At 68.1% G+C, this 6,351-nt stretch carries 5 protein-coding genes; 3 read left to right on the forward strand and 2 right to left on the reverse strand.

The annotated features are described in order from the left end of the window. Positions 1 to 74 precede the first annotated feature (74 nt). Positions 75 to 2,165, reverse strand: a complete 2,091-nt coding sequence (locus VPA02S_RS20395) for a sensor histidine kinase (RefSeq protein ID WP_062365425.1) — start codon at positions 2,163 to 2,165, stop codon at positions 75 to 77. 28 nt (positions 2,166 to 2,193) lie between these two features. Here VPA02S_RS20395 and VPA02S_RS20400 point away from each other — a divergent pair, with 28 nt between their 5' ends. Both VPA02S_RS20400 and VPA02S_RS20405 read left to right on the forward strand, forming a co-directional pair. Then, entirely contained in the window at positions 2,194 to 2,907 is a 714-nt protein-coding gene (locus VPA02S_RS20400; RefSeq protein WP_015867370.1) for a response regulator transcription factor, read from the forward strand. Between the two features lie 130 nt (positions 2,908 to 3,037). Then, complete coding sequence (locus VPA02S_RS20405; RefSeq protein WP_015867369.1) at positions 3,038 to 3,853, forward strand: response regulator transcription factor; 816 nt, start codon at positions 3,038 to 3,040, stop codon at positions 3,851 to 3,853. A gap of 81 nt (positions 3,854 to 3,934) precedes the next feature. Here VPA02S_RS20405 and VPA02S_RS20410 read toward each other — a convergent pair whose 3' ends face one another. After that, positions 3,935 to 4,768 carry a response regulator transcription factor gene (locus tag VPA02S_RS20410; RefSeq protein WP_062365426.1) on the reverse strand — a complete coding sequence of 278 codons (834 nt, stop codon included), beginning with the start codon at positions 4,766 to 4,768 and terminating at the stop codon, positions 3,935 to 3,937. 398 nt (positions 4,769 to 5,166) lie between these two features. Here VPA02S_RS20410 and VPA02S_RS20415 point away from each other — a divergent pair. Further along, positions 5,167 to 6,351: Ig-like domain-containing protein (locus VPA02S_RS20415; protein WP_155736619.1), on the forward strand; the 1,185-nt coding region annotated here is incomplete at its 3' end.

Here is a 6,351-nt window from a genome sequence, read left to right on the forward strand (position 1 = left end):
CCACGACCCACGCTTCATGCCCCGGGGTCGGGCCTGCCCGATGACAAACTACTGACCTGTTTGGATTCCGCCGGTCATGTGACTTGTTCAGGCGGCGCAGCCGGAAGCACGAGGCGGAACGTTGACCCGCTGGCGCCTGTGTCGTGCAGTGTCACGTCGCCGCCATGGCGCATCGCGATCTCGCGCGACAGGTGAAGTCCCAGTCCGGTGCCGGCCACCGCGCTCGCGGTTTCGGCACGGAAATATTTCTCGAAGATGCGGGCCTTGTCGGCCATTGCGACTCCGGGTCCGCGGTCGATCACGTCGACCTGCACGATGCCGCCCGTGTGCCGCAGCACGACATGCACCGGTTGCTCCGGCGGCGAGTACTTCAATGCGTTCTGCATCAGGTTCTGCAGCGCGATCTCGAGCAGCGCTCGATCGCCGCGCACCTTGGGCAGGGGTTCGCGCACGTCGATGGACAGGCGCGAAGCGCCGGGAAAGTGGAAGCTCTCGCACAGGCCACGCGCGAGCGCCGCCATGTCAACGACTTCGAGGCGAAGCATCCGGTTCTCGGGCTGGAGGCGGTCGGCCAGCAGGATGTTCTCGATCAGCATGGTCAGGCGCTGCACGGCGCGCCGGATCCGCTCGGTGCGCTGCTTCACCACCGGCTCCCCGCCGAGCTTCGAGATGTCGAGCGATTGCGCCGCGCCGTCGATCACTGTCAAGGGCGTGCGGAACTCGTGCGAGACCATCGAGACGAACTCGCGCTGCTGCACGATCGCCTGGCGCTCGACCTCGAGCGACTCACGCAGCCGGGCCTCCAGACGGGCGCGGGCCGCGATCTCCTCATGCAGCGCGGCATTGGTCTGCTGCAGTTCGGCGGTGCGTCGCACGACCGTGCCTTCGAGCGCCTGTTCGGCTTCCAGCCGCACTGCGAGCACGCGCTCGCGCTCGGCGCGGTAATCGCGCTCGGCGCGCCGCGTCCGGTCGGCCACGGCCACGTTCAGCAGGACGAGGTGGCACATGGTGCCGAGCCAATAGAGGCGATCAGGTGTCACGCCGGGCACCTGGTCGCCGAGCCAGAGCTTCAACAGCCCGTAGAGCCCGAGCACCGTTCCCACCGCGAAGGCCGAGGCAGGCAGCAGGTACTGGAACTGGCGCCGCACGAAGAGCAGGTAGCAGACGAAGACCGCACCGAACAGCGTGGACGCGGCGCTGCCCGCGCTGACCCAGGGGGCGATGGCGGCGTGATGGCCGGCCAGGGCCAGCACGAACGCAACGAAGTTGTACACCACGACCGCGTTGAAGAAATGTGCCGCGGGCGGCCAGTGGCGCCGAAACTGGAAGATGCGCGCCATGAACGCGGTACCCACCATGTTGAAGAAGCAGTTGACGACCAGCAGCGTCTGCACAACGCGCTCGGGGCGGTCGCCGAGGAACCACTGCGCTGCGAACCCCTGGCGGTTGACCGACAGAGCCGCGATGCAGAGCACGTACAGCGCGTAATGGGCGTAGAGCCCGTCCCGCAGCCAGGCCCCGAAGATCAGGTTCATGCAGACGGCGAGCAGGGCGGCGCCAAGCAGCACGCCCATGATGGTGTAGTCGGCCGTTCGGTCGCGCTCGAAGCCGGCAGGCTGCCACAGGTCCAGTTCGGCCCGCAGCGGTGGCCCGTCGTTGCGCAGCCGCAGGAAATAGACAGCCGGCTCGGTCGGCAGGTCGACCGGGAACGCGAAGTCGTGGTCGGGGATCTCGCGCGCCGCGAAAGGGCGGCCGTCGCCGAGCGGCGTCTCGACGAAGCCGCCGCGCCCGTCCGGCGCATACAAGGTGGCTTCGTGGATGCGCGGGGGTCGCACGCGCAGCAGCCATCGCGCGGGCGCGTCGACCGTGCGCGCGAGCGAGAAGCGCAGCCACACAGCGTCGCGGCTGAAGCCTTCCTCCACCGGCCCTTCGATCGGCGCGAAGCCGCTTCGCTGCGCGCCGCGCGCGACGTCGGCGATACGCCACCCGCCCGAGGGGTCGCGCTGGATCTCGAGGTCCCCGGAGAGTGGGATGCCGCGGTCGAGGCCATCGGAAGCCGACAGTACCAGCGCCTTGGCGGGCATTGCCAAGCACCACAGCAGCAGGAACAGAAGAACAAGCAGGCGGCCCGGACCCGCCCGGGTGGTTTCGACGTCGAGGCGCATTGGGACGCGACTTTATACTTTCCGCGCCATGCCATCCCCGAGCCCGCGTACCGGTCTTCTCGTCCATGTGATCGAGGACGACGAAGACATCCGTGCAGAAACCGTCTTCGCACTCGGAGAGCTCGGCTTCGACGCGGAGGGCTTCGGCGACGCCCCGTCGTTCTACAAGGCGTTCGCGGTCCAGCCCTGCGACATCGCGGTGGTGGACATCGGCTTGCCGGGCGAGAGCGGCCTCGCGGTCGTTTCACATCTGCGCGCAGTTCAGCGACGGCTCGGGCTGGTGCTGGTGACCGCGCGGGGCGAGCTCGAGGACCGGCTGCTCGGGCTGCGCGAAGGTGCAGACGCCTACCTGGTGAAGCCGGTGAACATGCTGGAATTGGCCGAGACGCTGAACGCCGTCGGTCGGCGACTCACGGTCGCACCTCAGGGGAACGCGGCGACCCTGCCGGCCGCACCTGCCGACTGGCGCTTGCTCGAGGGCGACTGGATCCTTGGCGATCCCGAAGGCCGGCAGATGGCGCTTACCACCAGCGAGCGCGCTTTCCTCGCCTGCCTTTTCGGGCAGCGCGGCACGGCGGCGAGCCGCGACGACCTGATCCGCGCGCTCGGTGGCGACGTGTTCGATTTCGACGAGCACCGCATCGATGCAATTGCCAGCCGGCTGCGGCGCAAGGCCGCGAAGCTCGGCATGCGCCTGCCGCTGCATTCGGTGCGCGGCACAGGGTACGTGCTCGCGATCTGACGCTGCCGGGGCTGCCGAGTTCGCAGGGGCCAGGCACACGGTCAGGAACCGTCAGAAAAGGTCAGGGAGGGCGCATGAAACAAACGATCGGGGCTTGCACCATGCGGCACGCGCAACGCGCCGCATCTTCATGTCCTACTGGTTCCAATCTTCCGAGCCTGCGCACATCATGGTCATCGACGACAGCGTCGAAGAGCTGCAGGTGCTGCTTGCCGCGCTGCGCGGCGCCGGCCATCGCATCAGCCTTGACTTCGACGCGCTCGGAGGCTACCGCCGCGCCGGGGTGCTGCAGCCGGACTTGATCCTGCTGGACGTGCACTTGGGGGCCACCAGCGGCTTCGAGGCGTGCCGGCTGCTGAAGGCGGACCCCACCACCGCGCACATCCCGGTGATTTTTCTCACCGCCGGTGCAACGCTCGAGGAGCGGCTGACCGGTCTGCGAGAGGGCGGCGTCGACTACATCCTCAAGCCCTTCGAACCCGAAGAGGTGCTGGTGCGCATCGCGGTCCATCTCGCGCTCGCACGCCGCGGCGCGCAACCGCCCGACGGTGCCGCCGAGGCGCCCGGCAGGCCGCCGGCGTCCGAAGAGGAAGCACCCCATGACCTGGACCGCGTGATCGCCAGGGCTGCGCAGCGGCTCATCGAGAGCGACCTTGCGAACATTCCACCGCTGCCGGCGCTCGCCGCACGCGTGGGCACGCACGAGAAGCGGCTGACGCGGGCGTTCCGTGCCCACACGGGGCGCACCGTGCTCGAGTTCGCGCGCGAGGAGCGGCTGTCGCGCGCGCAGCGTCTGCTCGCCCAGACGCCGCTCAGCATCGAGGACGTGGCGCATGCAATCGGGTTCTCGGGTGCCCCGAACTTCACGACGGCGTTCAAGGAACGCTTCGGCAGCACGCCTGCGGCGTTTCGGCGGCTGAGTCGCGACTGCGCGTGCGGCGCCTGAAAAGCGGCTTCGAGAACCCCGCATCAGCCGGCTGGGCGTGGCGGGCACGAACCCGTTCGCACCACCGGTCGGCATGGTGCGTCACGCGTCGGGGGCGCGGCGGCCCACGCCGGCCTGGCGGCAGGCGGACGGCGTGCAGTTGAAGTACTCGCGAAATGCCGTCGAAAAATTTGCGGCGCTCGAGAACCCCACCGCCGCGGCGATCTCCTCGATGCGCATGGCCGATTCGAGCAGCAGGCGGTGCGCCTCGTGCAGCCGTGCCTCGCGTACGAACTCGAAGACCGTGCGGTTCGCCAGTTCCTTGAACACGCGCGACAAGCGCTTCTCGTGCGTGCCCACGCGCGCAGCCAGTTCGCGCAGCGGCAATACATGGCCCAGGTCGGCGAGGATCAGTCGCTCCGCCGCCTGCATGAGCATGCGGTCCACGTCCGAGCCCGGCGCGCCGTCATCGTTCGTCGCAGGGCGGTCGGGTGGGGACGCAGATCTTGTGGCAGGGGCAATGCGCGACCTGCGGGATTCGGCCAGTGCCAGATGAATTTCGACCCGGGCCATCACCTCGGCCGGATCGAAGGGCTTCACGATGTAGTCGACCGCGCCGGCCCGCAGGCCCGTCAAGCGCTCTTCCAAGCTGGCCGAGGAGGTCAGGAAGATCACCGGAATGTCCGCCGTGGCCGGGTCGGCCTTCAGCAGGCGGCAGGCGGCGAACCCGTCGGTGCTGCCCGGACCCACGTCGAGCAGCACCAGGTCCATCTGCAGCGCCGTCGCGCGCCGATAGCCCTCCATCGCGCCGAAAGCGTGGGTGATGCCGTAGCCGGCGCCCCGTAGCGTTTCCAGCAAGGGCTTGAGTTCGTCGACGCCTTCGTCGACCACCAGAAGACGAACTCTCCGGGGCTCCGGGGGTGACCAATATGACATGGAAAAAACGGGCACGGCAGTGGGACCGCGCTCTCTGGGTGAAGGCTATGAAACCAAGATTTATTGGTAATCATTCTCACCATTGCCCGCCTGCTCCGGTTCTTCTCACCGGCGAATTAGCCACGTTATCTCGCAATTTGTGTGAAGTATTCGACGTTTGCTTACCTTTGTAAAAAGTTGTCCGTCACGGCAAAAGCGGCGACCTCTTCGGCAAAAGCCCGGCTCGCCCCCCGCACCAAGAATCCCGCCTCGTGCAAGCGCAAGCCGCGTGACCCGGCCGGGTCTTGCTGGCGAGTCCTCGAGAGCCCCGGCACTCGAGATTTCCCAATGTGCGACCCAGGTTGTTCGTCCAGGACGAAGGCGCCCCGGGGTCTGGAGTCAAGAAGCAAGGACAAATCATGGAAGCTGTTTACAAGTCTGGTGGTGCATCCCGCAAAGCGGCGGCAGACACCCCTCTGGTTCTGGATCGCCCATCGATCGTCTCGCTGAAGATCGCGCCCGAGAGCGTGCTCAAGTTCGAGCGTCGCGGCGGCGACCTCGTGCTCGTGTTGCAGGGCGGCCAGGAAGTCGCCGTGCGCGGCTTCTTCGCCGAGTACCCTGACGGCGGCCGCAACGACCTCGTGCTCGAAGACGGCGCCGGCGTGCAGTGGTGGGGCCAGTACACCGCGCCCTGGAAAGACTTTCACTTCACCGAAATCGAATGGACCGACGCCGGCGCCGCGCTACTGCCCGACGGCGTGCCCGGCTGGCTGCTGGGTGCGCTCGGCGTGCTCGGCGTCGGTGCCGCCGCGAGCGGTGGTGGTGGCGGCGGCGGCGGTGGCAGCCCGGCCTTCATCCCGCCGCTGCTCCCGCCGCAGAACCGCGGCCCCGAAGGCAAGGCCGAGCCCGTCGTCACCGGGCAGGACAAGCCCGTTGCCGGGCAAGTGCAGGCCGCCGACCCGGACCGCGACACGCTGAACTTCACCGTCGCCAAGGGCCCCGAGCACGGCACCGTCACCGTCGACCCGTCCACCGGCCAGTTCCTCTACACGCCCAACCCCGGCTACGAAGGGTCCGACAGCTTCGAAGTGACCGTCAGCGACGGCAGGGGCGGCACCACCACCGTGAAGGTGCCCGTGACCGTTTCGCCCGTCAACGACGCGCCCACGGCGCCCGACTACACCGAGACCACGAACGAAGACACGCCCGTGAGCGGCCGCGTGACCGGCAGCGACATGGACAGCGGCGACACGCTGACCTACGCGAGGGGCAGCGATCCGTCGCATGGCACCGTGACAGTCAACCCGGACGGCACGTACACCTACACGCCCAACCCGGACTTCAACGGCACCGACAGCTTCACCGTCACGGTGAGCGACGGCCACGGTGGCACGACCACCAGCACCGTGACCGTGACCATCAACCCCGTCAACGACGCCCCTGTGTTCGTCGACGGCGGTGGCACCCCGGTGAACACGACGGACGGCTACGTCTTCGGCTACGACGAGAACCGTCCTGCAGGCGCCGTGCTCGGCACGGTCCACGCCACTGACGTCGACAGCGCGACCGTCACCTACAGCATCCTCTCGGGCAACGACAACGGT

The organism is Variovorax paradoxus NBRC 15149, from assembly GCF_001591365.1.
Classification (GTDB): Bacteria; Pseudomonadota; Gammaproteobacteria; order Burkholderiales; family Burkholderiaceae_C; genus Variovorax; species Variovorax paradoxus.